This window comes from Lentibacillus halophilus, assembly GCF_055395055.1.
Map to the genome: position 1 here is coordinate 89,618 of NZ_AP043750.1, position 24,220 is coordinate 113,837.

Annotated in this window: 23 protein-coding genes and 1 riboswitch; of the genes, 3 read left to right on the forward strand and 20 right to left on the reverse strand. The window is 44.9% G+C overall.

Annotated elements, in window-relative coordinates; translation table 11 throughout:
• Nucleotides 1–249: 249 nt before the first annotated feature.
• The 14 genes from ACZ5Q7_RS00415 to ACZ5Q7_RS00480 all read right to left on the reverse strand — a co-directional run bounded on the left by ACZ5Q7_RS00415 (nucleotide 250) and on the right by ACZ5Q7_RS00480 (nucleotide 14,839).
• Nucleotides 250–927: an ABC transporter ATP-binding protein gene (locus tag ACZ5Q7_RS00415; protein ID WP_343754122.1), complete on the reverse strand. Its 678-nt coding sequence runs from the start codon at nucleotides 925–927 to the stop codon at nucleotides 250–252.
• A gap of 2 nt (nucleotides 928–929) precedes the next feature.
• Nucleotides 930–1,979 carry an ABC transporter permease gene (locus tag ACZ5Q7_RS00420; RefSeq protein WP_343754124.1) on the reverse strand — a complete coding sequence of 350 codons (1,050 nt, stop codon included), beginning with the start codon at nucleotides 1,977–1,979 and terminating at the stop codon, nucleotides 930–932.
• Nucleotides 1,980–2,053: 74 nt separating this feature from the next.
• Nucleotides 2,054–3,436: a sensor histidine kinase gene (locus ACZ5Q7_RS00425; protein WP_343754125.1), complete on the reverse strand. Its 1,383-nt coding sequence runs from the start codon at nucleotides 3,434–3,436 to the stop codon at nucleotides 2,054–2,056.
• A gap of 17 nt (nucleotides 3,437–3,453) precedes the next feature.
• Nucleotides 3,454–4,131, reverse strand: a complete 678-nt coding sequence (locus tag ACZ5Q7_RS00430; RefSeq protein ID WP_343754127.1) for a response regulator transcription factor — start codon at nucleotides 4,129–4,131, stop codon at nucleotides 3,454–3,456.
• A gap of 39 nt (nucleotides 4,132–4,170) precedes the next feature.
• Nucleotides 4,171–6,459, reverse strand: coding sequence for a YhgE/Pip domain-containing protein (locus tag ACZ5Q7_RS00435; RefSeq protein ID WP_343754129.1), 2,289 nt, complete (start codon nucleotides 6,457–6,459; stop codon nucleotides 4,171–4,173).
• 549 nt (nucleotides 6,460–7,008) lie between these two features.
• Nucleotides 7,009–7,521: a type 4a pilus biogenesis protein PilO gene (gene pilO, locus ACZ5Q7_RS00440; protein ID WP_343754131.1), complete on the reverse strand. Its 513-nt coding sequence runs from the start codon at nucleotides 7,519–7,521 to the stop codon at nucleotides 7,009–7,011.
• Nucleotides 7,511–8,056: a hypothetical protein gene (locus tag ACZ5Q7_RS00445; protein WP_343754133.1), complete on the reverse strand. Its 546-nt coding sequence runs from the start codon at nucleotides 8,054–8,056 to the stop codon at nucleotides 7,511–7,513. The genes pilO and ACZ5Q7_RS00445 overlap by 11 nt, the downstream gene beginning before the upstream one ends.
• 13 nt (nucleotides 8,057–8,069) lie before the next feature.
• Nucleotides 8,070–8,975, reverse strand: coding sequence for a type IV pilus biogenesis protein PilM (gene pilM / locus ACZ5Q7_RS00450; protein ID WP_343754135.1), 906 nt, complete (start codon nucleotides 8,973–8,975; stop codon nucleotides 8,070–8,072).
• A gap of 388 nt (nucleotides 8,976–9,363) precedes the next feature.
• Nucleotides 9,364–9,843, reverse strand: a complete 480-nt coding sequence (locus ACZ5Q7_RS00455; protein ID WP_343754137.1) for a competence type IV pilus major pilin ComGC — start codon at nucleotides 9,841–9,843, stop codon at nucleotides 9,364–9,366.
• Nucleotides 9,844–9,871: 28 nt separating this feature from the next.
• A riboswitch (cyclic di-GMP riboswitch) is annotated at nucleotides 9,872–9,955 on the reverse strand.
• A 55-nt stretch (nucleotides 9,956–10,010) separates the two neighbouring features.
• Nucleotides 10,011–11,210 (reverse strand): type II secretion system F family protein, encoded by a 1,200-nt coding sequence (locus ACZ5Q7_RS00460; RefSeq protein WP_343754139.1) that lies wholly within the window; start codon nucleotides 11,208–11,210, stop codon nucleotides 10,011–10,013.
• Nucleotides 11,211–11,276: 66 nt separating this feature from the next.
• Nucleotides 11,277–12,317 carry a type IV pilus twitching motility protein PilT gene (locus tag ACZ5Q7_RS00465; protein WP_343754142.1) on the reverse strand — a complete coding sequence of 347 codons (1,041 nt, stop codon included), beginning with the start codon at nucleotides 12,315–12,317 and terminating at the stop codon, nucleotides 11,277–11,279.
• A 15-nt stretch (nucleotides 12,318–12,332) separates the two neighbouring features.
• A complete protein-coding gene (locus ACZ5Q7_RS00470; protein ID WP_343754144.1) occupies nucleotides 12,333–13,955 on the reverse strand; it encodes a GspE/PulE family protein in 1,623 nt (540 codons plus the stop codon).
• A 54-nt stretch (nucleotides 13,956–14,009) separates the two neighbouring features.
• On the reverse strand, nucleotides 14,010–14,423 hold the full coding sequence (locus ACZ5Q7_RS00475) for a hypothetical protein (protein WP_343754146.1): 414 nt from the start codon (nucleotides 14,421–14,423) through the stop codon (nucleotides 14,010–14,012).
• Nucleotides 14,420–14,839 carry a type II secretion system protein gene (locus tag ACZ5Q7_RS00480; RefSeq protein WP_343754148.1) on the reverse strand — a complete coding sequence of 140 codons (420 nt, stop codon included), beginning with the start codon at nucleotides 14,837–14,839 and terminating at the stop codon, nucleotides 14,420–14,422. The genes ACZ5Q7_RS00475 and ACZ5Q7_RS00480 overlap by 4 nt, the downstream gene beginning before the upstream one ends.
• 101 nt (nucleotides 14,840–14,940) lie before the next feature.
• Between ACZ5Q7_RS00480 and ACZ5Q7_RS00485 the strand changes: the two genes are divergently transcribed.
• From ACZ5Q7_RS00485 to ACZ5Q7_RS00495, 3 genes are all read left to right on the forward strand, one after another.
• Nucleotides 14,941–15,954, forward strand: coding sequence for a prepilin-type N-terminal cleavage/methylation domain-containing protein (locus tag ACZ5Q7_RS00485; protein WP_343754150.1), 1,014 nt, complete (start codon nucleotides 14,941–14,943; stop codon nucleotides 15,952–15,954).
• A 305-nt stretch (nucleotides 15,955–16,259) separates the two neighbouring features.
• A complete protein-coding gene (locus tag ACZ5Q7_RS00490; protein ID WP_343754152.1) occupies nucleotides 16,260–16,598 on the forward strand; it encodes a DMT family transporter in 339 nt (112 codons plus the stop codon).
• Between the two features lie 2 nt (nucleotides 16,599–16,600).
• On the forward strand, nucleotides 16,601–16,915 hold the full coding sequence (locus tag ACZ5Q7_RS00495) for a DMT family transporter (RefSeq protein ID WP_343754154.1): 315 nt from the start codon (nucleotides 16,601–16,603) through the stop codon (nucleotides 16,913–16,915).
• Between the two features lie 63 nt (nucleotides 16,916–16,978).
• Here the strand turns inward: ACZ5Q7_RS00495 and ACZ5Q7_RS00500 are convergent, their stop codons facing one another.
• The 6 genes from ACZ5Q7_RS00500 to ACZ5Q7_RS00525 form a co-directional block, all read right to left on the reverse strand.
• Nucleotides 16,979–17,428: a small multi-drug export protein gene (locus tag ACZ5Q7_RS00500; RefSeq protein ID WP_343754155.1), complete on the reverse strand. Its 450-nt coding sequence runs from the start codon at nucleotides 17,426–17,428 to the stop codon at nucleotides 16,979–16,981.
• 141 nt (nucleotides 17,429–17,569) lie between these two features.
• The gene (locus tag ACZ5Q7_RS00505; protein ID WP_343754157.1) at nucleotides 17,570–18,922 is read right to left on the reverse strand and encodes a YjiH family protein; all 1,353 of its coding nucleotides are present in this window, start codon (nucleotides 18,920–18,922) and stop codon (nucleotides 17,570–17,572) included.
• 331 nt (nucleotides 18,923–19,253) lie between these two features.
• Entirely contained in the window at nucleotides 19,254–20,366 is a 1,113-nt protein-coding gene (locus ACZ5Q7_RS00510) for a class II histone deacetylase (RefSeq protein ID WP_343754159.1), read from the reverse strand.
• Nucleotides 20,367–20,590: 224 nt separating this feature from the next.
• On the reverse strand, nucleotides 20,591–21,397 hold the full coding sequence (locus ACZ5Q7_RS00515; RefSeq protein WP_343754161.1) for a carbon-nitrogen hydrolase family protein: 807 nt from the start codon (nucleotides 21,395–21,397) through the stop codon (nucleotides 20,591–20,593).
• Between the two features lie 40 nt (nucleotides 21,398–21,437).
• Nucleotides 21,438–22,769 (reverse strand): APC family permease, encoded by a 1,332-nt coding sequence (locus ACZ5Q7_RS00520; RefSeq protein ID WP_343754163.1) that lies wholly within the window; start codon nucleotides 22,767–22,769, stop codon nucleotides 21,438–21,440.
• Between the two features lie 75 nt (nucleotides 22,770–22,844).
• Nucleotides 22,845–24,179 carry an aminotransferase family protein gene (locus ACZ5Q7_RS00525; RefSeq protein WP_343754165.1) on the reverse strand — a complete coding sequence of 445 codons (1,335 nt, stop codon included), beginning with the start codon at nucleotides 24,177–24,179 and terminating at the stop codon, nucleotides 22,845–22,847.
• Nucleotides 24,180–24,220: the final 41 nt, after the last annotated feature.

Here is a 24,220-nt window from a genome sequence, read left to right on the forward strand (position 1 = left end):
CTTTTATAGGGCGGATTTTCGGCGGCTGGCCGAAAATCGTCTTTTTGATATAGACAAACAGTGCGAGTTGACCATACTATTGCGCGAGTTTTGACCCGGATTGCGCAACATTACCCCATTATCGCGCGCGTTGGGTTTTGAGCTACGCGAGTTGACAGATGAGCTGCGCAACTTCCCGTTCGAACTGCGCGACTTGACACTCGAACCGCGCGCGTTGGACGACGTGCTCCTCGTCGTTCAATGAGCTGTTTAATGAACAGCTTCAGCTTCCATTAATTGACCGTCTTTCATCTCCAAAACCCGGTCACATAAGTCCAATACGCGTTCGTCGTGGGTTACCATCACCCCCGCTTTTCCGCGGTCATGAATTTCATTTGCAAGCAGTTCGACAACGTCCCTGCCTCGTGCGGAATCAAGACTCGCGGTCGGCTCATCAGCCAAAATAAGCTCAGGATCATGGACTAAAGCACGCGCAATAGCCACCCGCTGGCGTTCCCCGCCGGAAAGCTCACTCGGAAAATTTTTCATACGGTGTCCCAGTCCAAAGTGCTTTAGCAATTCTGCCTCATTGCCCGTGTGTTGATCATTTTTCGCTGCGACATAAATCATACGCAGCTGATCGGTTACGTTCAAATAAGGAATGAGATTGGCCGTCTGGAACACAAACCCTATCTTGTCTAAACGCAATGTCGTTTTTTCTTTGTTGGACAAATCCCCTACATTTTTTCCGTCCATTTCAATCGTTCCGGTGGTTGGTGACAATAGCGCACCAGCTGTTGATAAAAAGGTGCTCTTGCCAGATCCCGAAGGACCAATGACAGCAACAAATTCGCCGCTTTTCACGTCCATGGACACATCGTCGAGCGCTTTGAATTCATGGGGACCGTCTTTAAAAACTTTGGATACATGCGTCATCGTCAATGGCATGATTATTCGCCTCCTTCAATGGCTTGGATCGGATCAACTTTGACAACCTGGAACAGCGATATGAGCGAGCCGAGCACCGATACAACCAGCAATAAAGATGATACCTTAAGCATGTTGAGTGTGTTCATGATAAATGGCATGTCATCCGGAAGTATGAGTTTTACACCATACGTAATGCCTATGGCAACACCGATACAAACAATGGAAATAGCGACCATCTGGAACATGAGATTGCGAATGATATACGACGTCTGTATACCCAATGCTTTCAAAATACCGAACTGGGATTTTTTTTGCATGGTAATGACATAGAAGAACACTGCAAGAACGAATGCTGCAATCACAAACAGGAAGACAATCATCATGTTGAGTGATGCCTGCTCCTGGGAATAACTCGGTATCCCTTGCAGTACTTCACCCTTTGACAACACATCATACGATGCATTCAGGCCTTCTCCTGTATCGCCGTCTGTCCGAATGGCCACGGCTGTTATCTTGTCACGATTAATGGTCCGGTAAATCACCGGTGCATGGCTGAATCGCTGGTTTTGCGCAAAGCCTGCAATCGTATAGGCCGTATCATTCCCATTGAAAACGATGCGATCGCCCACATCGAAACCTTTCTGCTGCAATGATTCATCTGCCAGGACGTCATCCGGATCAGTCGGCTTGGTCCCTTGAATCACTTCGGGGATAAGCATCCCCTGTAAATCCGTGCCGAAAACCGCCACATCCGTTTGCTGATCCGTTCCTTGCTGAGACACGCCCGACATCCGGACAGTCAGTGGAGCGGCTTCGATAACACCGTCCGCCTGCTTCACGTCATCAGTGGCTGACTCCGGCAAAAATGATTTGGTCAATTGTTGCTCCACATCTTTTTCAATGACTAGTCGATCAGTGTGCATCGTTTGAATGGATCCTGCATTATCGGCCGACAATCCGTTCGCAAGTCCTGAGATGATGAAAATGAGCATGGCTATTAGAACCATGATTAAACCAATTAACATATACCGCAACTTCGTATGAAGCAATTCTCTTATCGCCAGAAACATAATAATCGTTCACTCCCTTTCCTTATCCAACGTCCAGTTTAACGATGGTATATGAACAGAGAATGAACGATTCGTTACATTTTCGGCAGCATCACGTGAAATTTAGACCCTTCGCCAATGGTGCTTTCTACCGTAATGGTACCGTCGTGCAATTCGATAATTTTTTTAACAATGGATAGGCCGAGTCCTGAGCTTTTTTCCGTTCTGGTTCGTGCTTTATCCGATTTATAAAACCGTTCGAACAAATGCGGAATATCGGTTTCCCGGATGCCGGCGCCGGTATCTTCCACAGTGACGACGACCGCGTTTTTATCCGTTTTTCCATGAATTTGAATCGTGCCTCCGGATTCGGTATAACGAATGGCATTCGTCAGCAAGTTGGTCCAGACTTGATGCAGCAGTTTAGGATAGCCATAAATACGTCCCGGCACGTGCTCAAGTTCCACAGCAACACCCTTCTCCCGCCAAAGCCATTCAGAGGCGGCAACAACATCCTTCAGTTGTTCGTTCAACGGAATGGATGTTTTCTCCGACGCTTTTGCATCGTCATCGAGAGAAGAAAGCGTCAGAAGCTGCCGACTTAGTTGTGACAGACGTCGGCTTTCGTTTTCAATGATGGATAAATACCGCTTACGTTCCTCTTCGGTCATCTCTTCTTCACGCAAAAGTTGGGAAAACCCTTGTATGGACGACAATGGCGACTGAATCTCGTGGGATACATTGGAGACAAATTCCTGCCGTTTCTCTTCCGTTTGTTCGAGATTATCACTCATTTGTTGAAAATCACGAGCAAGACGGCCAATTTCATCACGGCGACTCACATTCAACTTAATATGGTAATTACCACCTGAAATCTTTCGGGTTGCCTTGGTCAGCTTATCAATCGGCTTAACGAGAAAACGTGTACTGACGAGAACCATCAAAAAGCTTAATACAATCATCAAGACCAGCATAACCGATAAGAATAGACGCATCTCGCCAAACTGCTGTTGTGTGTTCTGTCGGAGAAATAACGCATAGGACGTGTCATTATTCGCCTGAATCGGAACACCGATTGTATTTGTCAATTTGTTATCAAAAAAACCGGTAATAAACGGTCTCCATGGAAACGTTTTAATGCCGTGATACGTGTTGCCGTTTAAAACATGATCAACGGTGTCCGGCGGTATATCCGTTGAATCAAACGGTTTACCGAATAACTGGGTGTTCCCCGAGCCATCCGCTAAATAAAACTGGTAACCCAGTTCGGTCATGTCATTTAAAAAACTCCCAATCGACTGCGACGCATTTTTTTCATAAATGGTCACAATATCATTGGCAATCCCCGTCACTTTTTCATCGTTCACCGGTTTTAAATAAAATTGATAATACCCATTCGTCACCAAAAATGCTGCCATACCGCTTAAAATCATGATCAACATGGTCACGACGATAATCCGCATATAAAGAGTCCGCATCAGTCACTGCCTCCAGATTATTGATCAGCGACGGTCAATTTATATCCTTTACCCCGCATCGTTTGTATACTGAAATCTTCCCCATTGCCGGCAAAACGTTCGCGCAACCGTTTAATGTGGACATCAACGGTTCGGTCGTAGCCGGCAAAATCGTAGCCCCAAACCAGTTCAATTAGTTCCTCGCGTGTGAAAATCCGGTCAGGGAAACTTGCCAATTGGGCCAGCAACTCAAACTCTTTTAACGGAAGAATGACCGTTTTGCCATGGGTACTGACTTCGTAATTTCGACGGTTGATCACCGTATGGCCCAGCTGAATCATGTCCTCGCTCGCAATATGAAACCGTCGCAATAAGGCCTTGATCCGGTAGAGAATTTCTTTCGGTTCAAAGGGTTTAACAATATAATCATCTGTACCGGCGTTAAACGCTTTTTCTTTATCGGTAATATGACCCTTGGCCGTCACCATCATGACGGGAATATCGTAATCGGTCCGGACGTCGTTGCAAAGCTCATACCCATCGACATGCGGCATCATAATGTCAACGATCGCCAACTGTACATGATCGGTTTCCAGTATCGTGGAAGCCTCTTCGCCATCAGCAGCTTCCAGCGTACGATACCCCTCTTTCTGCAAATAGAACCGTAACAGCTCACGAATATGTGGATCATCATCAACAACCAAAATCGTAACCAATCGTATGACACCTCTTCCTTGCGGGGAGAGATTTGAAACTTAATGAAACAGGCCGGTTTCTCTGGATTTTTTCATCATTTTTTCCGTTTGTTTATTAACGATATTTTTAAACAGCAGTCCGAACAGTAAACATCCAACCCCGATACATGTCAGTACCATGATATCATATATGGTTGATTCCCAAATAATGCCACCTACTGCTTCACGCATTAAATCAATCGCATAGGTGAACGGAAGGAATGGGTTGATGACTTGGAAAAACTCAGGAAGCAACGCCACTGGATAAGTACCACCTGATCCGGCAATCTGCAGAACAAGCAAAACAATCACTCCAGCCTTGCCGACATCACCAAAAAGAGAAACGAGCGTATAGATAATCAGCATGAACACGATACTGATCAATAACCCAAATATAACCAACCATACAGGATGCGCTGCGTAAACATCAACGAGAAATAGGTTTCCAAATGTTACAATGAATGTCTGCAGCAGGCCAAACGTCACAAATGTGAATAGCTTACCGGTGTATCGCTCCCTGCCTGTCAACCCTTCCCCTTGATGAACATCTGAGGCCAGCAACGAAATGAGGAGCAATCCACCAACCCATATGGCAAGAACCGTATAGAATGGTGTCATACCGGAACCATAATTCGGAATGGGAAAAACATCATTCTTATTGAGTTGAACAGGCTCGGAGAAAAAACCGCGCTCAGCTTCAGGATTATTTTTCAGCAGTTCAATCATCTCGTTGATGTCCGTTTCACCCTGAATATCACGTATCCTATCAGCAAGTTGATTGACTTTGTCATGGACATATGGATATTCTCCCAAGACTTTATTCAGCATTTCCTGTCCCTGGCCAATATGATCGTCTGTAGTGGCCAACACCCGTTTTACCTCGGGGATGGTTGATTGAATGCCGTTTAATATGTCCTTAGCATTGGCTAATGTTCCCTGTGCCTGATTAATATGTTGTTTCACTTCAGGGGCTATCGTTTCCTTATAGTCTTTCAGAAAATCCCCGATTCGGTTTGCCGTATCGCCGGACAGTTCCTTCATATCTGCAATGATAGAATCGACTTTCTGTTGCTTATTCGCAATGAAGAACGTTATCGTATTGCCGTTTTCCTTCGTTTCTTCCAGTGCCCCCCGCAGCGTTTCCAGTCGTTGGATCGCCGCATGAATCACTTGATCTTTTACGCTGTTACTTGGATCGGACGAGTTGTTACTTCCGTCTTGTTCCGTTTCGTTTGCGGCATCGCCATGATCATCCGATTCATTTCCGGTGCTGTCATCCCCATTTTCATTTTCGGATGGCACTCCAGGCTGTTGTTGCTGACTCATCTTTTGAAGCTTTTTCAATTTTTCTTCTATACCATTAATCCGACTGATGGCATCATTCAATGAAGCATTGATCGCCTCTTGAAGTTGCTTGCCTTTGCTGAAATCGATGTCCTGATTCTGCGCATCTTCCATCAGCTGATGAATATCCTTGGCCGTGCCCTGCGCTTTCTTCAAATCGTCTTTTACCTTTGGTGCCAGCTCATTCAGGCGATTTTGCGCTTTTGATAATAATTCAGCGGTATCGTTCACAGTGGAAAGCCCGTTCGCTGTTGTGCGCTCGGCCTTCGGAAGTTTCTTTTGTGCTTTATTGATAATGGACTGGGCATCGTTCGCATCCTGCATGCCATTTTTCAGTAAGTCATGAATTTCCGGCAGTTTGTCCTCCATAGTAAAGACGTATTCCTCAAACGTCTTAATGTCAGGCAAGTGTTTGTTCAGTTCCACACCGATGTCATTGAACATATCAAAAATAACGCCATTCACAGTGGAGGTGAACTCACTGCTGACCTGCTCCACTATCCTGCTTGCACCTTTATCGGTAATTTTCGGTGATATAGCGTTTATTTTTTCGTTGACGTAATAGTCGATCTTGCTTTTTTCAGGACTGCCGGATACAACGGTCGCCAATTTTGCCGAAAAATCTTCCGGAATGACAATAACAGCAAAATAATCACCATGTTTCAGTTTATTCATGGCGTCGTCACGGTTGGTAAAATGCCAGTCCATGGCATCACTTTGCTTGAGAGTATCCACCAAGTCACTGCCGACATCTATGTCATCTCCTCTGACTTGGGAGCCGGAGTCTTCATTCACGACTCCAATAGGCATTTGATCCGTCTGACCATACGGATTCCATGAAGCTTCAATATTGAACCAAGCGTATAATGATGGCAGAAGAATCAGACCACCGATTAATAGGATGGTTACCCAATTGCGTGTGATATTTTTCATGTCCTGAGAATAAATGTACCAACTGTTTTTCATGGCTGTGCTCCTTGTGATGCTACATGATATGTATAACAAACGCCTCTTTATTGACGTATGATATCATACCGTTACTGAAAAAGAAAAAACAACATATTGCACCATCAAACAGGAATAACTATACAAGTTGAAAAAATGAGGCTATCGCATGGCAGATAATGCTGATCAAAAATAGAGATCGAGAAGAACGGAGGAGGGATGCTGGTGTATGGAAAGTAAGAAACCAAATATCGGGTCGCGCGAATTTGGTGTAGCGTTGCGCGCGTTTGGCCCTAAGCTGCGCGACTCTGGCCTGGATCGCGCGAGTTGGGCCTTGGATCGCGCGACATCCCCCCTGAGTTGCGCGAGTTTTTACCCAAGTTGCGCGATATTTGCCCTGAGCTGCGCGCGTTTCTGCTCAAACTGAGCGATCTCCTCGTCTCGTTTTTTAATGGGGGTTGATTTTCGGCGGCTGCCGAAAATTGGCATTTTGATATGGGTGGGCTACTCGAGTTGAGGCGGTTCTTGCTCGGGTCGGGTATGCCGTCGCTCAAGTTCACCCCTCCTTTTTCACCCGCTATAAAACGTCGATAACGCAAGTGAGAGGTCTGCTGAGCCGTCCTGCTCAATCGAAATAGAGTCAATTCTCATGAAACGATCGCCCTTTTGAACGGCGTCGAGAAACGCATTGACGTCTTGAATGTTGGCGCCGGTCACGTCGAGGTTGTATCCGGCACTGTTCAGGTCACTATCATTATCACCACCGGCACCTGAGGAGGAGATCGAATCAATGTCGACATTCGTCTTGTCAGCCATTTGGCGAAGCTCGTTCAACACTGCGTCAGGCTTTTTGTCAGCCGGCACCTGTTCGGTGATTTGCTGCAACGATTCGTCCAAGCGCCCGTCCTGATTTTTGAGCTGTTTTACTTGTTGTTCGTATAAATCAACTTGTTCTTCGGTGGAGGCGAGATCACTCTGCATCGGCTGAATCATTGTCCGATAACCGGCCAAATAGATTAAAGCAGCAAGAGCAACGAATACAATAAGGATTAACGTATGGCTTCGGTTCCAGTTAGTCGGCATCGGTACTCATCTCCTCCCGCAACACATCCGCGTCAATAGTCACCGCGAACGACGCGTCATACCCATCGCCAGCCTTTGAAACATCCGCAAGTTTCACATTGAGCAAATAGGGTTGCTGCAGCATTTTATCCGTATAATCCGATACAGACGATAGCGAATCAAACGCCACCTCCAGCTGAAATAACTCGCCGCTCTCATATGTAAACGACTCCAGCTGCCCCGAGTCACCCAGCATGCCAAGCATCTGCTTATACAAGGCAACACGCGGAACCGTCCGGGTCTCGATCGATGCCAACGCTTCCTTCGTCTGTTTCAGCTGTTGCATATGACCGGTGTCCTCTTCCAGCTTTGCCATTTGATCTTCAAGCGCCGTCATCGTCGCTTTTTCCTGATCGATCGCACTCGCCAGCCCACCCCGCTGTATCAGCAGAACAGCAGCTACAGCGATAAGCAGCAGCAGGAACACCAACAAGAGAAAGAGCGGTATGCTCATACGCTTCGTTTCTTTTTCCAAAAAATTGATTTCCGTATTCATTGCACACCCACCTTCATCCGCCATTCTTTAAGCCCAGTCCCATCAAATCAACATACGTGGGGGACATATTTTCGTCGGGAAATTCATAAATCGGCAGCTCCAAACGGTCAGCGAGATGACGTTTAGCCGTGGACAAATAGGGAAAATCCCCGGATACAATCAGCTGCTCGATGCGCGATTCCCCCTTGGTGATCGAATACTGGTAAAAGTCGACCATCCGATTGATCTCTGTCATATAATGATCGATCATGCCCTCAGCCGTCTCCTGCGCCGGTTCGTCATCCATGGCGATTTTTATATGTCTATTGAACACGGCTTTATGGTGTTGAAAGGCGGTCAAAAACAGCGCGTCATGATTCCAATGAATGAGCAGTGTATGGTCGGATGCTGTTTCGGCTGTTTGAACATAATAACGGTACACCGACAAGGCCGTCAAATCGGCGATGATCGGATGAAGCCCCGCCGCTGAAAAAACGTGCTTAAACTGATCGATTTTTTCTTTCGGATACGCATACAACCGGACATCGGTCGTTTCCTCATCGTTTCTCAGCACATCAATAGCGAGCGCTGGATTGTCGAACGGCAAATAAAACGAATGGCCGATCTGCGTGCGGATGTAACCAATTGCCTCATCCTTCGATAGTGTTCCCGGAATGGACAAATCCCGGATAACGACCGTATCGTCCACCAAGCAGAAAGCGATTTTTTTCCGTCGCCAGCGGTTTTCCTGCACCAATTGCCGAATGACACGTTGAAACGCCTGTGCATCCGCTATGGTGCCGTTCTGCATCGTACCCACCGGCAGTTCGACGTCGCCATAAGTGACAATGCTATTAGGGGATGTATTTTTGTGAAAGGCATAGCGGATCACCCGGTTCGTGATCACCATATTGACCCTGCCGTTGTTGAGAATGTTCACACGACCACCTGCTTAGGTAAAAAGTTATGAATCTGATTGAATTTCAAAATTAGATATCTGCCTTTAAAATACGAACGATAGGTTATTGCTTTTGATTTCCACTTCAGGCGGACGCTTTCCGCGGGCGGCTGATGAGCCTCCTCAGGCTGACGCCTTGTGGGGTCTCATCTAGGCCTCTTATCCCGCAGGAGTCGTCCGCCTTCCGTTCCAATCTTCTAAGTTGAAGTATATATTCAACGAATGATTAAGTGTATTACAAGTTACATGTTCATATTAAACAGAAAAGCATTTAGCATTTATGAAATTCATTCGTAAAAACGCCCTGCAGCAAAAACGTGCAAGGCGTTTAGTTAGTGATTATGTTTAGCTCGGTTAGTTATTTTTATTATTAGTCCTTATTACCAGAGCCACCGGTTCCGTCATCGCCGCCTCCAGATTCACCACCGTCACTGGTGTCATCACTAATTTCTTCTTCCCCGTCACCAGGTACGTATTTAAACGTATAATCATCTACTTTAGAATCATCATCAGCCGCATTTGTCACTTTAACAGTACCATTGTAATCATTATCTGTATTAGGATTAGTAGGTTTTTCTTCAAGAAAACCCTCACTAACTAGATTGTCTAACGAATAAGTATCACCATTCTCACCTTTTGGATCAATGTCACTTGCATTCGCCAACCTGGCCGCATTCTCCATCAATTCTCTATTCGACTCATCAGCGTCGTCTTCCGAGCTACTTATAACACCCGAAACACTGGGAACGGCAATCGCCAACACTATCCCCAGAATGGCCAAGACAGCCAGCAACTCAACCAGTGTGAACCCTTCCTGTTGTTTAAACTTCCTTTTCATACGTTCCAACATAAGACCCTCTCCTTTTTAGTTAAATAAGGTAATAGAGCGTCGGTTGCACTAATTGCTCCTGACTGTCCAAGTGCCCATATACAGACAGACGTTCATCACACCACTGCTTTTCTTCTGGTACTAGTATACTAGATAATAGGTACCAATACCACATGTTACCAAAATGGTCACTGAATGTTTTCAAATAATGAGAACATCGGCAAAACCACAGATACAATAACACTTCCAACAATTACCGTCAATAGAATAATCATGATTGGTTCAATTAATGTTTGAATCCGATTTGCCATCTGATCAAGGTCTTCTTCGTAAAATTTGGCCGCTTTTTGCAGCATATGGTCGAGTGTCCCGGTTTTTTCGCCGATCTGTACCATCTGTACTACCAGCGGCGGGAAAGCCCAGTGATCCTCCATCGCCCGGGTCATCGATTCCCCGGATTCGAGCGACTCACGGGCGTCTGCTAAAACGTGTTGCATCACTTTATTGCCGACAACCCTCTCAGTGATTTCCAACGCCTGAAGAATCGGAACGGAGCTGTTGACGAGTGTAGAGAGCGTCTGTGTCATGCGAACGAGTACAGCTTTGTGTGCCAGCCTGCCGAGAAACGGACATTTCATTTTAAAATAATCCATCCGGTAGACGACAGCCGGAAACTGCACGGCATATTTGTACACGAGCACGCCTACAACCACGAGAACGAGCAACATCCACCAATAGGCACTCACCCAATCACTCAAGGACAGGACCAATTGCGTATAAGCCGGGATATCTTCCCCGAACGATTCAAACATACTGACAAATTGCGGCACGACGAACATGAGCAAAAACATTGTTAACAACAAAGTAATGATCCCGACAATGCTGGGATACATTAAGGCGGAGACGAGCTTGCGCCGGTTTGAGTGTTCTTTTTCATAGTAGTCGGCCATTTCGTTCAAAATCTCATCCAACTTACCGCTCGCTTCCCCGGCATGAATCATGTTGACAAGCAGCTCCGGAAAAACATCCGGATGACGATCGGCTGCCACAGACAGACCTTCCCCCCGTTCTAACTGCTTATCAATGTCTTCCAGCGCGGATTGGAGCGTCGCATTTCCCGTTTGCCGCCCCATCGTTTTCGTCGCTTCTGAAATAGAAATGCCGGCGTGAATCAGCGTCGCATATTGCCGGAGAAATACAACGAAGTCTTTGTTTTTCAACCGTCGATTCCATGAAATATCTTTGTTCCACGGTTTCGTCTCGGTAATGGAAACAACGATGATGCCGCCTTGTTCCAACTCATTCAGTGCTTCGTTTTTCGTTTCCGCCTCCATTTGCCCCTTCACCCGTTCACCGGAAAACCGTTTACCGCTATAGTCAAAATTCACAGGATGCCTCCTTTCATGCCGGTCCACAGCGGATCAAAAAGCGCCATGATGCGTGCGGCTTAGACGTTAGATTTCTCTCATTTCCAAAAATGGTGCAACGGTCTCATACGCTACAACATCCTCTCGAAGCAGCTTTTTTAAATCCATATCCATCGTGTGCATGCCTTGTGCTTTGGACGTCTGCAACACGTTCTGAATCTGGTGCAGTTTTTCATTGGTGATGAGATTTTTAACAGCCGGTGTGTTAATCAGCACTTCTGTGGCCGCACGCCGGCTCGTCCCGTCTTTCGTTGGAAGCAGCTGCTGGGCAATGACCGCCTTTAACATCGACGACAATTGAATACGGATTTGTGTCTGCTGCTGGGGTGGGAACACGTCGATTATACGCTCAATCGTAGAAACCGCGCTGCTCGTGTGCAGTGTGCCAAGGACGAGATGCCCGGTTTCTGCCGCTGTTATCGCCGTGGATATCGTTTCGAGATCACGCAGTTCCCCAACCAAAATGACATCCGGATCCTGGCGAAGACTTGCCCGCAGTCCGGTAAGAAAACTGGTCGTATCGAGGCCAACCTCACGTTGATCAATGATCGAATGATGGTGCGTATGTACATACTCAATCGGGTCTTCCAGCGTGATCATATGTCGGCGCATCGTTTGGTTCATAAAATCAAGCATTGCCGCCAAGATCGTGCTTTTCCCGCTCCCGGTCGGTCCGGTAACAAGCATCAGCCCCTGCCGTTCAGTCGTCAACTCGTGGGTAATGGGCGGCAAATGAAGCTCCTCAATCGATGGAATATGCCTCGGTACAATCCGAAAGGCAAGCGACAACGCCCCACGTTGGTAAAACAGATTGACACGAAATCGGGATACGCCGCTGATACCACAGGAAAGATCCATTTCCCGCTTATCATTCAACACGTGCCAATCGTGATCATTTAACAACGAACGGCTCATCCGCTCGGTATCAGACGGCTGCAAGACCGGCCAATCCTGTTCGAGAAGCAACCCATTAATACGACATACGGGAGGTTTGCCGACGGTTAAATGCACATCGGACGCTTGTTGATGAACCGCTTCTGTCAGCCATTGCTGCAATGTATCATCCAATATCTGTTTCCTCCTTTACAACGCAATTGACAGCTGCATCACTTCTTGAAGCGTTGTTTCGCCATTTTTCACTTTTTCCAACCCGTCATGAATGAGAAACGACGTCCCCTTATCGGCAGCATGTGTGTGTAAATCGGCCATCGACCCTTGGTTCAACAACAAGTGTTTCATCCCTTCATCCATCGTGACCACTTCATGCACAGCCAGTCGACCGCGGTAACCCAAGTAATGACAGCTGTCACATCCGTTTCCTTCATAGATATGATCGACGCTTACGTCATGGTTATGGAAAATATCCCGTTCCATCGGTGTCGGTTCGCGGCCTACCTTGCAATCCGGGCAAATTTTCCGGACGAGGCGTTGGGCTACCACACCTTTCAGGGAGGAGACGACGAGATACGGCTCAATGCCCATATCGATCAGGCGCGGGATGGCATCGACCGCACTGTTCGTATGCAACGTACTGAACACCAAATGCCCGGTGAGCGAGGCTCGGATAGCAATTTCCGCCGTTTCCTGATCACGGACTTCCCCGACCATGATGGTATTCGGATCCTGTCGCAAAATCGAGCGCAGTCCGGTTGCAAAGGTGAGGCCAACATTCGCATTCACTTGCACTTGGTTGACCCCTTCCATTTGAAACTCAACCGGATCCTCAATGGTCACCATATTAATATGGTCCTGGTTCAGATGATGGATCGACCCGTATAGGGTGGACGTTTTTCCCGACCCAGTCGGACCCGTAAGCAACACCAAACCAGACGGCCGATTCAGCAAATCCACGTATTTTTGCCTATTCTCCTCGGAAAATCCGAGATCATTTATTTTACGAAGCGCATTGGCCAAATTTAACACCCGGATGACGATTTTTTCGCCATTTACTGTGGGCAAACAGGAGATACGCAAGTCCACCGGTGTCACACCGATCGTCGTTTTAATCCGCCCGTCCTGGGGCAGGCGCGTCTGCGTGATATCCAAATCGGCAAGAATTTTGATACGGGCTACCAGCGGGTTCTGCAACTCTTTCGCGAGCGTTTTATCTTTGCGGAGCTGTCCGTCAATCCGGTAGCGCACATCGACATGTGTTTCCTGGGGATCCAGATGAACGTCACTTGCTTTCAATTGAATCCCGGTTGTCAAAAGTTGATCAAGCAGACTGACGACTGACGCTCCTGTTCCCTCCTCCGTTGTCGCCGCGTATTCATCTCCCTGTTTAAAATAATGTTTATTGATCGCATATAAAATATCATCTCTTGTAGCAATCACCGGATAAATGGTGAAGCCTGTCGACAGCTCCAAATCATCAATAACATAATAATCCATCGGGTCCTGCATTGCGACGACCAGTTCATGATCCTTGATTTGCAGCGGCATAACGTATTTATTCTGAGCAAATGCATGCGACACATAACCAAGCACCCGCTCCTCAATCGGATACTGATACAGTGACACATGTGCAATGCCGAGCTGATATTCCAGTACGTCGATCAGCTGTTTTTCCGTAATAAATCCGTGATCGAGCAGTGCGTCTCCTAATTTTTGATCCGGTTTTTTATGAGCAAGTACGTCTTCCACTTGCGCTTCTGTTATGATTCCTGCATCCTTCAGTAAATCACCCAGCCGTTTGCGTGGTGCCATAATATCCCCCTCCGCCTTTCGCTTAATAAGCTTCCATTCAGGAAATCTATATAACTATTCCAGCGTTATCGTTATGCTTTGTTCTATCGTCTCTGTGCGGCCGTGCGCCTTTCCTTCGCTGGTAAATTCAATCTCCGTTTTTTCCTTATTAGTATTATCCCGTTGGTCAATTTTAATTGAGAAAGTTCGATTGTCATCAATTGGGTAGTTCGTCGGTGTCTCCGGCCAGTCAATGTCCTGCACCTTTTCGACAGCCTGACCTTTGACGCGTTCATGCACGAGCGTCTGGTAGTAATCAACGCCCATCTCTGCCACCAAATGCGCGTCTATATTTTCATCCATTGTCGTTATTTGCCTGGTCGTATTGGTCACTTGATAAAGCAGAGTCAGCACGAATAAGAGAATGAGCGTAATCATCATCAGGGTCAGAACAAGTGCTGCGCCGCGTTCATTCCTCAGACGGTTCATCCGGACCCACCTGCCTCAATATAGGTGTAGGATTCAGCCAATTGGTCGTTGTCAGAAAGAATCTGAATGTTCGTTCGATATAAATCAACGGTCTCTTCTTTGCACACATTCAGTTTTACGCTATATGTATAGGATGGAAGGGCATTTAAATTTTTCGCCGGAAGTATTTTTTTACCGTCGGAACAAACGGGAACGTCGTCGAGCGGCAATCTTCCGGCATTTTCTTGCGCATCACTGGCTACGCGGCCTAATAGATTACTTGCGGTCAAATTCTCCTCCGACTGGGACGACCAGTTTAAAATCTGCGGAAAAATGGGTAACATCACAGCAATAATCATGGTCAAAAGCGCAATGGATGTTATAATTTCAATAAGCGTGAAACCATTTTTTTCATTAGATGACATTTGTTCAGGCATCGATCTCACTCCTGGCAAAAGAACGTTAGTAAAGAACGTCGGCGGGACTTTTTTCCATACTGGCTTTAAACTTATTATACCATGATAACGGACGTGATGATATGTTTCCATACCGATTCAACCATGAACAAGGCGTAACACTCGTTGAACTCCTCGCGACACTCGCCCTGCTTTCACTTATGATCGCACTGTCGACCGGTCTGATCGTTTCCATGGGACAGAACCAACAAGCCGCCAGCAATGACATCTCTCTCCAGCAAAACACGAACGTCCTGATCAGCGAGATGCGGCAGGCGTATTACGAACGATCGGGAGAGGGGGATCTGCCTTTTCAGGTGGACACGGATAAACTAAACATTGAAAAAATGACGGTGACGAATGATGGGGACAAGAACGATAGTGATGTTTCCCCTATCAGGGACGTTAATTTCGATAAACCCCTGACTATCCAGATGACCACCGAGTCCGATGACGGTCAGACTGTGAGCCTGGAAACAACGTGGCGGCCTACGGAGGGGGAGGAGATTGTGTTGGAGAAATGGGAAGAAGATGATGACGACGAGGAAGACGACGAGGAAGACGACGAGGAAGACGGCGAGGATGATGAAGAAGATTATGAATGGCCGGTAGAAGTTGACGTACTTCCTTGTTACAGTGATGGAAATGTTAAGTGGACTGGGGAAAAATACGAAAAAAAATGTGATGAAGATAACTATGACATTCAAGGCGCGCTGTGGATTACAGGGGAGATGGATCAGAAGGGTAAACAGAACGATTATTCCGTGCAAGTCGAACAGGATTTATTTGCTGACGAAAACGTTGCACTTGCAAATGGTGCTTCGATAGACATTGAAGAAACCGGAATTTTTAAAGGCAGCGTTGGTTTTAAGAATAGTGCTTCTATAACTATAGAAGGGAATGGAATGTTTGAAGGTGAAGTTGATGAATTAAAGAATTCAGCTTTTATATCGATAGAAGGGGATGGCACATTTGAGCGTAACGTTGTTTTGAAAAATAAATCATACATAAACATAGTGGGCGATGGCACTTTTAAAAGCACAGTTAAAAATAAGGGAACCATAAGCATTGAGGGAGATGAATCTTTTGAGAACTAGGTTACTTCGTGATTGTTAGACACGTTATTGATTATTCCTTGCTAATTGCTTCCGTTATTGTTTTTTAGCCGATTTAGTGTAAGACAGTCAAAAGTATACATTAACTAGGATGATTTTCGGCGGCTGCCGAAAATCGTCTTTTAGGTATGGGGGTGCTGCTTCTCGAGTTGAGGGTTGTCGCTCGAGTTCCCACCACCCCTCCCACAAATCGAAAACTGACAGACAACACAAAATATATGCTACAATCGAATGGATGATTTTAAACGGAGAAACTATTTCACATAAGTAGAAGGAGGCCATTTGGATTGGGTTGGCTTTACGTACTGTTTGCAGCGATTGTGGAAGTGTTTTGGGTCGTTGGCTTGAAATATTCCAATACTGTGTTGGAATGGAGCGGCACAACTATTGCCATCGTGTTCAGTTTCATTTTAGTCGTCAAGGCGTGTGAGATGATCCCATCCGGCACCGTGTATGCTGTCTTCACCGGGTCAGGTGCTGCCGCCATTGTATTGATTGATTTTCTCATATTCGGGGCTGGATTTTCAGTGATGAAAGCATTGTTTATCGCATTAATAATTGCCGGTGTGATCGGAATCAAAATGACGGATGACACAGAGGAAGCGGCTGAAGAAGGAGGGAAATGAGCATGGCGTGGGTATTTTTAGTCATTGCCAGTTTTGGGGAGATATTCGGCATGATGAGCATCAACCTGTTTCTCCGCCAAAAACATATCATCCGGGTCATCCCGATTGTACTCTCATTTGCAGGCGGATTTATATTTTTATCACTCGCCATGCGCGACATTCCGCTCGGGACCGCTTATGCCATTTGGACTGGTCTGGGAGCAGCCGGTGCCGTTCTCATCGGCATCCTATTTTTCAACGAATCGGCCGGTTGGAAACGAATCGCCTTTTTGCTGTGCATTATTGCCGGGGCGGTGGGCTTGAAGGCAATTGAATAAAATCGCTCTTGCCTATCAATGGGCGCGTCCTGTACTCTAATTTTCAATCAGACGACGAAACCCCTATATATTTTTCTTGAAAAAATCAAACCCGAGTGCGGTTGTCACGCCAAAAATAACGATCCATAAAGCAATGCTGATTCCAATCCAAACACTCATGGCCCGTTTCGATGCACCGAGTGCCATACCGATAAAAACGGCGATATGGGTACCGATTAGAACCGGACCCAAAAATGCCAGACCTATCAGCCCGTATTTGTGGAAAAACGTAACCGCTCGCCGGCTGCCTTTGGAAGGCTGTTTTCCTTTCGCTTCTCGCCGCCTGATATACCAACGCTTCAACTTATCGAACCCAACAATCACAACAAGTACGGACAGCATATTGCCCACAAACGCCACAACCATGACCCAGAACGGCGCCAGTCCCCAAACAATGCCTACGGGGACAACCGCCATCACTTCCAGCCACGGAATAGCTGCCCCCAAAAATACAAGCATATACTTATAAATCATCCAGCATCCCTCCTATTACAGCCATACGATGAGGATATTCCCTTTTGAGAATACACGATGTAAGAATGGTAAGGGAAGCCGACAAAACCTGAAATGGCAAACACACTTGATACAGATACGTGTGAAAATCATACGTCTGCGTCAAAATATCATATGTGCTATCAGCGCGATAATCGGCAGTGTAATCAACGTGCGCAATAGGAAAATAATAATTAAATCCTTCATATTTAATGGCAATTTGGAGCCTATTAATAAAGCCCCTACTTCCGACATATAAATTAATTGTGTAACAGATAAACACGCAATAATAAACCGGGTCATTTCACTTTCAATTCCACTTCCCAAAATAGCCGGCAGGAACATATCTGCAAAACCAACAACAACGGTTTGCGCAGCCTCGGTTGCTTCCGGAACTTGCAACACATTTAATAATGGAATAAATGGCGCTCCAAGCCAAGCAAAAATAGGCGTGTATTCGGCAATAATGGTCGCAATGGTACCAATGGCCATAACAACCGGTACAACTTCCAGCCACATTGTCAGCACATTTTGCGTTCCACCTCTTATGACCGGAACCACACTCGTCATACGTTTGGCACGATCAGCCGCTTGGTGCATCCCCCATTTAACCAACGACATATTCTCCGGATACGTCTCCTGTTCACGCGCTTCTGCTTCTTCATAAAAGGCATCCACTTTCCTGGATAATGGCGGAATACGAGGCATAATCAGGGCTGCAACGAGTCCTGCAATAATAATGGTCCCATAATATGGTAAAAACAAATGGCCTAAATCAAGTTCCAGTAAAACAACAATCGTAAAGTCGATCGATACGAGCGAAAATGTTGTCCCAATCACAGCCGCTTCCCGTTTTGTATAATAGCCTTCCTCATATTGATTGTTCGTCAACATAACGCCAATCGTCCCATCGCCCAACCAGGAAACGAGACTGTCCACCGTCGAACGACCCGGTAGCGTAAAAATAGGACGCATAATTTTTTTCATAATCGTCCCTATCAATTCCAATAATCCAAAGTCCAGCAATAACGGCAAAATATAACCAGCGAAAAAGAAGATGGCAACCAGGGTCGTCAGTAATCCAAATAAAATATTCCCGCCCGTAGCATCGGACCAAATCCATTCAGGTCCAATTTGAAAAAGAGTCAGTAACCCGAAAAACGTCGCTAGCCCTTTCGTCAAAAGGGCAATCGGACCAACGTAAAACAGCTTTCTTAGAAAATGATTCTGCAAAATAAATTGAGGACGTGTTGTAACAGTTATTAAAGCCATAACAAAAGACAGACTGATTAACGCTACTGCAATGGCGGGCATAGCAGTACCCAAATACGTTTGAATAAAATTATCCCAGACGGCAACAATTAACGTAACTTCCCCATTGACAGGTATTGGAACCATTAACAAAAAGGCACCCAACAACGATGGTATAATAAATTTTAAATAATTGCCGATGGTATATGAATGGTCATCGCTCATGGTTTCATCTCATCTCCTTCATAGTACAACGTCTTTCGTTGGTGAATTGATTGTTTAAAAGCATCTAAAAGTCTACCATTGTGACTGATTGATTGTAATTGATTACACTATCAAAACTATCCCCATTCCACGTTATCATACCAGATTCGGGCACATTTTTACATAGTCAAAATTGGTTTATAGCAGGCATAGGGGTTGTGTGGAATTGATATACATTTTTTCATCTTAACACAAAAAAATAACGGTTTAATGCATTAATCATTTCCAGCAATTAAACCGTTTTTACCATTTTACATTTCCTATTCAGAAACTATTAATCTATTGAACTTACTTACGCATTTCCAAGGTGCCAGTACGCTGATTGAACAGTGATGGCTTGATGAACAGCTTCCTTCTGATGCGGATAAATCGGTCCCTCGTGAAACCCTAAGTCGAACGGATCCTCGATTCGGCTTCTTTCTCCGCGCAGTGCTTCTATGATCCGCAATGTGCAAAACGGAACATAGGCTGTGCTGTATCCGCCTTCATGACAGGCAACTAGACGGCCATGACAATGCTTATCGGCTAACGATTTTATCTTGGTTGTCATGGTGTAGTAGCCTTCAGCAGTCACCAGCATCCGGCCCAACGGATCAAAGCGGCTAGCATCCTGACCCGCTGATATCAGAATCAACTCAGGCTGAAATTGGTCAATAATCGGCTCGATCACATGATCAAACGTGTAGAGGTAACCATCATCCCCGGTACCGGCGGGAAGCTCCACATTGACATTGTTTCCCTTGGCATCGCCTTCTCCAACATCTGTTATCACTCCGCGGCCTTTCGGAAAGATATTTTCTTGATGAATGGAAAGGAACAAAACGTCCGGATCATCATAAAAAGCGGTTTCGGTTCCATTGCCATGGTGTACGTCCCAATCTAAAATGGCGATGCGTTTCAAGCCAAATTGTTTACGGGCATAGTTAGCTGCAATCGCAACATTGTTGAACAGGCAAAAGCCAGACCCCTCATTCGGTTCAGCATGATGGCCCGGCGGACGAACCAATGCATAAGCGGTTTGCACCGTATCGTTCATTACCGCATCAACAGCGGTTATGGCCCCTCCTGCTGACTTCATGGCAATTTCATAGGAGTCCGGTCCGACAATAGCATGGACACCAGCATCACCACCGCCAGAATCACTCAATTGTTTCACATGGTCAATGTATTCTGTTTGGTGATTCATTTCGATTTCTGACCGGGTTGCCGATCGTGGCGCTATTTGCTCCAATGTATCCATCTCATCGGTCCGTTCCAGCAAATTTTTCACTCGTCGCTTCGTCTCTGGATTCTCAGCATGAGTGTCAGCCTGAATCGAACCCCCGGACCGCAAATTCAAAGCGCCACTTCCAGTTTGGTGCCAAAAATAACTTTCATGATTTATAAAACCTGTTTTTTCAGACATCGGTATCCCTCCCCTGATTAGATCGGAAATTTGGAACTATCATTTGACTACAACTATCCAGAACTGTTGGAATTCCTTTTTTGAAGCAATTTTCAATGTAAAGTAAAAATACACTCTCGTTCAAAAGAGGTTAAAAAATCATTATTTATAACGGTGAAACAGAAATTAACTTTTTGGACTTAGAAGTGGCTTATTACTGCGTCTGCTCACAAATTACAAACAGCTCATTCACGGTGCTGAGAGTCAGTCAATATTGAATACAAATCTTCCTTTCGACGGAACACATAGTCCATTTTAGAATCCATTACAGACGATAGTGGCAGCTTAGCCGTCTCAATCCCTTCTGAATCTTTCATTGATAATAATTCATTACCCCATGAATCAAGCACTAAACTATCACCACAAAAATTAAGATCATCTTCTTGGCCTAATCGATTACATATAACGACAGGGATTTCATTTTCCATTGCTCGGGATTTAGCATAAATGTAATGATGCTCCTTATAAGGATCCATATTAGCATTAACTATAACGAGAATATCAGCGCCCATAAGTTTTAGTGATCTTGCCACTTCAGGGAATTCTAAATCAAAACAAATCATTAAACCGATGTTCCCCATTGGTGTAGGAATAACTTCAAAATTAGAACCGGATTCAAAAAACTTCTGTTCCTGATCAAAAAGATGCGTTTTTCTATATAGCCCTAACAACTCTCCTTGATTATCTATTAAGGCTGATGAGATAAAATTGGTTTCGCCATCTCCTGACTCAGGAAACCCGAACACTGTATATAACGATAATGATTTACATAATTTCTTTATTTCGTTAATGCTGGGTCCATCAACTTTTTCCGCCTGCTCATTTAATTTATCCCCCACAGAATATCCTGTTAAAAATAGTTCTGGAAAGACGATTAGATCGGATTGATTCTTATTGGCTTCTTCCATAGCATTTTTTATTTGGGATAAATTATAGCTCTTATCCTTCAGTTTTGGAGTCATTTGAGCTAATGTGACATTAATCTTGTCCAAAGTAGTCATCCCTTTCAAAAGTTATCATGGTTTGTAAATATTATCCCATATCTAAGTCTGGTGGTCTCTGTTTAAAGAATTTTGTTAAGTACAGCAGATAAACAAAACCAATTACCACCCAAATGGATCCTAAAATCAAGGCATTGCTGCTTAGGTTTACAAACAAACCAATATCAAACCCAACACCAATTAAAGGTAAAATTAAATAAAGGATAATATTTTTTCCTGATCGTTTTTGTCCTTTAACAAAATAATAAGCAATCACTGAAACGTTAACCATAGTGAATGTTATGAAGGCCCCGAAATTTATAAAAGATGTTGACGTCGCTACGTCCATGGTTAAGGCCACTAAACCAATAATACCCACCATTATTAAATTAAACGCTGGAGTTTTTGTAGTCGAACTAACAAAGCCAAAGATTTTTTTGGGCAAAACGCCATCTCTTCCCATAGCATATAATAAACGTGCGGCACTGGTTTGTGCTGAAAGTCCCGAAGCAAATTGCGCAATTATTAAACCTGCCAAGAAAATAGCACCAAGGATATTACCTCCAATTTCAAGAGCAATTTCATAGGCAGCTGTGTCTGTATTCGGAAATTCACTGAAATTCGGATAAACTAAATCCAAAAAGTAAGAAGTGATTACAAAGATTAAACCACCGATAGCAGTGATTAAAAATATTGCTTTTGGTAAAGTTTTCTTAGGATTAATGGTTTCTTCAGATAATGTTGTTATAGCATCAAAACCCAGAAACGAGTAGGCAGCCACAGAAGCACCTGCAACTACTGATAATATATTTAAATCACTGCTTAAAAGTGGATCGATAGAAAAAATAGTTCCTGTTCCCATTCCTTGTAACAAACTAACAATGCTCATTATAATAAAAATGGCAAGAACAAGCAGCTGAAAAACCATCATTACTAAATTCACGTTTGTAGTAACATTAATACCAATTAAATTGATTACAGTTGTCACTAATATAAATGATACTATCCATACCCATGAAGGTACAACAGGGAATGCTGCATTCAAATATGCCCCCCCTATTAACCATATGACCATAGGTAAAAAGAAATAGTCCAATAAAACGGCCCATCCAACCATAAAGCCTAATTCAGGTCCGATGGATTTTCTTGTATAAGTGTAAGCAGAACCTGATACTGGAAATGCCTTAACCATTCTTCCATAACTGTAGGCGGTGAAAAGCATTGCAATAAGAGCTACTGCATAAGCTGTTGGAACAAACCCATTCGTTGTTTCAGCCAAAACTCCGTAAGTTCCAAAAACAATCATAGGAGTCATGTATGCAAGACCAAATAGCACAACTTGATATAACGTTAATGTTCGTTTTAATTTAGCTTCCTCAGCCATTATTTCAATGTCCTTTCAATATACTTAAAATTCCAACTTGGTATTTTGAGAATTATTGAATCATTCAATATTGCTTTACTTAATCTCCTTCTCCACTTCCAAAACGGCTTCCTGTACGTTTTCGATAATTGTATCAATTTGGTCTTCGTTGATAATCAATGGTGGTGAAAAACAAATGATGTCGGTATCATCGAATGCAACAGAGCGACAAATAATGCCTCGATTGTGTAACGCTTTAATCGCCTTGGACACAACCTTCCAATCGGCCGGGAAGTGTTCATTGGTTGCAGGGTCTTTAACGAGTTCCACGGCTCCCAGCAATCCAATGGCGCGAACATCGCCGACAATATTCGTGTTTTCTTTAACTTGTTGGAACCCTTTCAATAAACGCTCGCCCATTTTTCGTGAGTTTTCCGCGAGGTTTTCCTCTTCCAGAATTTCAATGTTTTTCAAAGCTACCGCACTGCTGGTCGGATGCCCGCTGTAAGTGAATCCGTGGAAAAGGGTGCCGCTTGACTGTTTCAGCATCTCATGAATAGCGTCAGAGATAATAACACCACCGAATGGTATATAACCGCTTGTCACGCCTTTGGCAAACGTCATCAAGTCAGGTGTAACGCCCCAGTTTTCCATGCCGAACATTGTTCCGGTTCTGGCAAAACCGGTAATGATTTCGTCAGCGATGAACAAAATCCCGTATTCATCACAAAGCTTACGAACTTCCTTAAAATAATCATCAGGCGGAATAATAACCCCACCAGCCCCTTGTACAGGCTCGGCTATAAACGCAGCAATCGTTTCCGGTCCTTCATCTTCAATCACTTGACGCATCGAATCAATGGCTTCCTTCGTGCTTTTTTCATATGGCGTTTCCGCGTGGATAAAATCAGGCATAAACGTGCCCGCCATGTCCCAAAATTCCGGAATGCCTGTTGCACTTGTTGAAGCAGCAGCCACGCCATGATACGCCTTTTTACGAGAAAGAATTTTGCGGCGTTCAGGCTCACCTTTTAGCCGCCAATAATGACGCGCCAGTTTGAAAGCGGAATCATTTGCTTCAGAACCACCTGATGTAAAAAACACCGCGCTCAAACTCTCGGGAGCTATTGACGCAATTTTTTCAGCAAGACGTATAGCCGGCTCATGACTGAATGTCGAGAACGCTGAACTAAAGGCCAGCTTTTCCATTTGGGCTTTGGACGCTTCAGCTAACTCGCTGCGTCCGTGGCCGATATTGACATTCCATAACGAAGACATGGCATCTATATATGTTTCTCCTTTGGTATCGGTTAAATAAATACCCTCGCCTTTTTCAAAAATGAAGGCCGGACCTTCCTGTTGTTGCTGTTGAACGGACGACGTTGGATGGATGAAATGCTTCTGATCCAAGTCAACTAATTTATCAGACATACAGTGATCTCCCTTCTTATTTGAACATCCTTTAAGTAATC

Excerpts from the sequence above, each read along its gene's own strand:
- ACZ5Q7_RS00425 (WP_343754125.1), bottom strand. The coding sequence starts at position 3,436 with ATGCGGACTCTTTATATGCGGATTATCGTCGTGACCATGTTGATCATG.
- ACZ5Q7_RS00495 (WP_343754154.1), top strand. The coding sequence starts at position 16,601 with ATGGCGTGGGTATTTTTAGTCATTGCCAGTTTTGGGGAGATATTCGGC.
- ACZ5Q7_RS00445 (WP_343754133.1), bottom strand. The coding sequence starts at position 8,056 with ATGAATACGGAAATCAATTTTTTGGAAAAAGAAACGAAGCGTATGAGC.
- ACZ5Q7_RS00505 (WP_343754157.1), bottom strand. The coding sequence starts at position 18,922 with ATGAGCGATGACCATTCATATACCATCGGCAATTATTTAAAATTTATT.
- ACZ5Q7_RS00510 (WP_343754159.1), bottom strand. The coding sequence starts at position 20,366 with ATGTCTGAAAAAACAGGTTTTATAAATCATGAAAGTTATTTTTGGCAC.
- ACZ5Q7_RS00485 (WP_343754150.1), top strand. The coding sequence starts at position 14,941 with ATGTTTCCATACCGATTCAACCATGAACAAGGCGTAACACTCGTTGAA.
- ACZ5Q7_RS00480 (WP_343754148.1), bottom strand. The coding sequence starts at position 14,839 with ATGCCTGAACAAATGTCATCTAATGAAAAAAATGGTTTCACGCTTATT.
- ACZ5Q7_RS00435 (WP_343754129.1), bottom strand. The coding sequence starts at position 6,459 with ATGAAAAACAGTTGGTACATTTATTCTCAGGACATGAAAAATATCACA.
- ACZ5Q7_RS00470 (WP_343754144.1), bottom strand. The coding sequence starts at position 13,955 with ATGGCACCACGCAAACGGCTGGGTGATTTACTGAAGGATGCAGGAATC.
- pilO (WP_343754131.1), bottom strand. The coding sequence starts at position 7,521 with ATGCCGACTAACTGGAACCGAAGCCATACGTTAATCCTTATTGTATTC.
- ACZ5Q7_RS00520 (WP_343754163.1), bottom strand. The coding sequence starts at position 22,769 with ATGGCTGAGGAAGCTAAATTAAAACGAACATTAACGTTATATCAAGTT.
- ACZ5Q7_RS00455 (WP_343754137.1), bottom strand. The coding sequence starts at position 9,843 with ATGTTGGAACGTATGAAAAGGAAGTTTAAACAACAGGAAGGGTTCACA.
- ACZ5Q7_RS00525 (WP_343754165.1), bottom strand. The coding sequence starts at position 24,179 with ATGTCTGATAAATTAGTTGACTTGGATCAGAAGCATTTCATCCATCCA.
- ACZ5Q7_RS00420 (WP_343754124.1), bottom strand. The coding sequence starts at position 1,979 with ATGTTTCTGGCGATAAGAGAATTGCTTCATACGAAGTTGCGGTATATG.
- ACZ5Q7_RS00475 (WP_343754146.1), bottom strand. The coding sequence starts at position 14,423 with ATGAACCGTCTGAGGAATGAACGCGGCGCAGCACTTGTTCTGACCCTG.
- ACZ5Q7_RS00415 (WP_343754122.1), bottom strand. The coding sequence starts at position 927 with ATGCCATTGACGATGACGCATGTATCCAAAGTTTTTAAAGACGGTCCC.
- ACZ5Q7_RS00500 (WP_343754155.1), bottom strand. The coding sequence starts at position 17,428 with ATGATTTATAAGTATATGCTTGTATTTTTGGGGGCAGCTATTCCGTGG.